This is a genomic window from Mesorhizobium waitakense, assembly GCF_056431085.1.
Window position 1 is genome coordinate 1 of record NZ_JBWKME010000166.1, and the last position, 1,874, is coordinate 1,874.

The 1,874-nt window shown below is 56.4% G+C and carries 2 protein-coding genes; both read right to left on the minus strand.

Going from position 1 to position 1,874, the window contains the following annotated elements:
* The coding region (locus AC07FD_RS31335; protein WP_478352994.1) for an IS66 family transposase at positions 1-414 on the minus strand (414 nt) is incomplete at its 3' end.
* 366 nt (positions 415-780) lie between these two features.
* Positions 781-1,874: lectin-like protein (locus AC07FD_RS31340; RefSeq protein WP_478352995.1), on the minus strand; the 1,094-nt coding region annotated here is incomplete at its 5' end.

Consider the following 1,874-nt stretch of genomic DNA (forward strand, 5'->3'; position numbering starts at 1 on the left):
AGTTCGGCGTGCGGCATAAACTTGCCTATGCCGCGCGCGGCATAGGCAGGTCTCGATCAGCGAAGCGATCGTTGCCCAATGCTCGGCGCCGCCGTCGGAGCCGGCGAAGAGCGCATTCTTGCGGTTCAGCGCGATCGGACGGATGGAGCGCTCGACGACGTTGGAGTCGATCTCGAAGCGGCCGTCATTCAGGAAGCCCGAGGCGGCGTTGGACGTATCCTTAGGACATGTAACGCATTGCCCTTGAAATGCGGCCTGATGCGGGATTGTAGGTCCGACCTCCGGTCGAGTCCACGAGCCAGGACGTCGAGTATGGTCAAAGCGTTGCGCGTAGACTCGGCTAAGCCGCCGCCCGATGCTAGAGAACGAGCACTGTGCCAGCTGGACATCCGGGCGGAAGAGTTCACGAGTCAAGTTCTGATGGACGAACGCTACCAGCTGGACGTAACAGTTCGATGGCTTCGGCCGTGAATGTTTGATTCCGGTAGGAAACCTTTGAAGGGCCTGGCAGGGCGTAAATTGCCATCACCGTGCTGACGAAGTCCGGCGTCACCAGCCTCAGAGGCATCGCAATTGCCATGAACAATTGCAGACGGCGCGCAGTGGCGAGTGGCAGGTGTCGAACGTGCGGAATATTCTGGCAAGAGTACTGCCGCAGATCGGCGAAACCGTTTTATAGACGGGAACTAGCGCGGAGCATGCCTGGGTTTCGGTAGACTCGGGAGGAGAGACCCTCGATTTGTAAACGAATGTCATCGAGTGCGCGACGATGCGCCTTGTCTAATGCGAACAAACCGGCTTCCTGATGGCTCGCAAACCCACGAGTGTGTCATTGCTTGGTACACTCGAAGAGAGCTCTACGCCTCGTCTTTCCGCAAAATCCAACAACGCCTTCTTGCTACTCGAACCCCAACTGCTGTCCATTTTGCCGACCAGGCACCCGAGGCGAACCAGTTCTGTTTGAGTTTCGAAAGTCAGATAAGCCTGCTGTTTGTCTGCGTCGCCTTCGACCTCAACAATGAATCCGGTGCCGAGTCGCTGTCCCGGTTGATCATCCCATTTGATCGGGAGCTGCTCGTCCTTCGGTACCCTGGTACCATAGCTGTAGAATCGCGCAGCGTTGTCATTGCCTTCGTAATTGTTCGGTTGGCCGTTGTTCCAGTTCTTGTAGCGTAGCGCCTCACCTGTGACCCACATCCAGTTGCCACCCGGTTCCTTGGAGCCAGCGGGCTGGAAGAGGCCGATCCAGGGGCCGTTTAGATCCATTCCCTTCAGGCCAACTTGCACAAAGCGGTGGTCAGTCGCGAACAAGTCATAGACAAATTTGTTTTCCTCACTGTCGGAAATCGTTGCGAGATGCCCCCCTGTCGCATCGGCCAATCCGCGCGCGATCTCCCAGTCGGTACCGCCGAGGCCGAGAGCTGCAATATACAGATTGCCGCGAAAGAAACCGTACCGGATCTCGTATTGATATGGATATAACGCTTTGAGTGCTGCTTTCAGCCGAGTGTCCGCATCAGAAGGAATTTCGGATACCGCAATCCTGCGCGCCTTTTCAGGATCATAGTAGGGCTTTCTGTCGTCCAGCTGACCTTGCGCCTGGCCAGGTTTCGATAGCGGGTGACCATCATTTGTGCCCAACGAGGCCTCAAGTTCCAGCTTAGGCGTCTCCGACGTAGCGTTCGGGGTGGCTACATTGCTGGACTTTTCGGCCGTTTCGAGTTCCTCAATCTTGAGCTTTGCAATATCGACAAAGAGCCCTTTCGGAAATCGACTGACGTAGGTCTCGAAATAGGACTTTAATCGCTCTCCCTTGATTGACTCCCAAAACGCAAGTTCGACTGCATTGTCCGGCGCCGCCGCCTGCGGTGTGG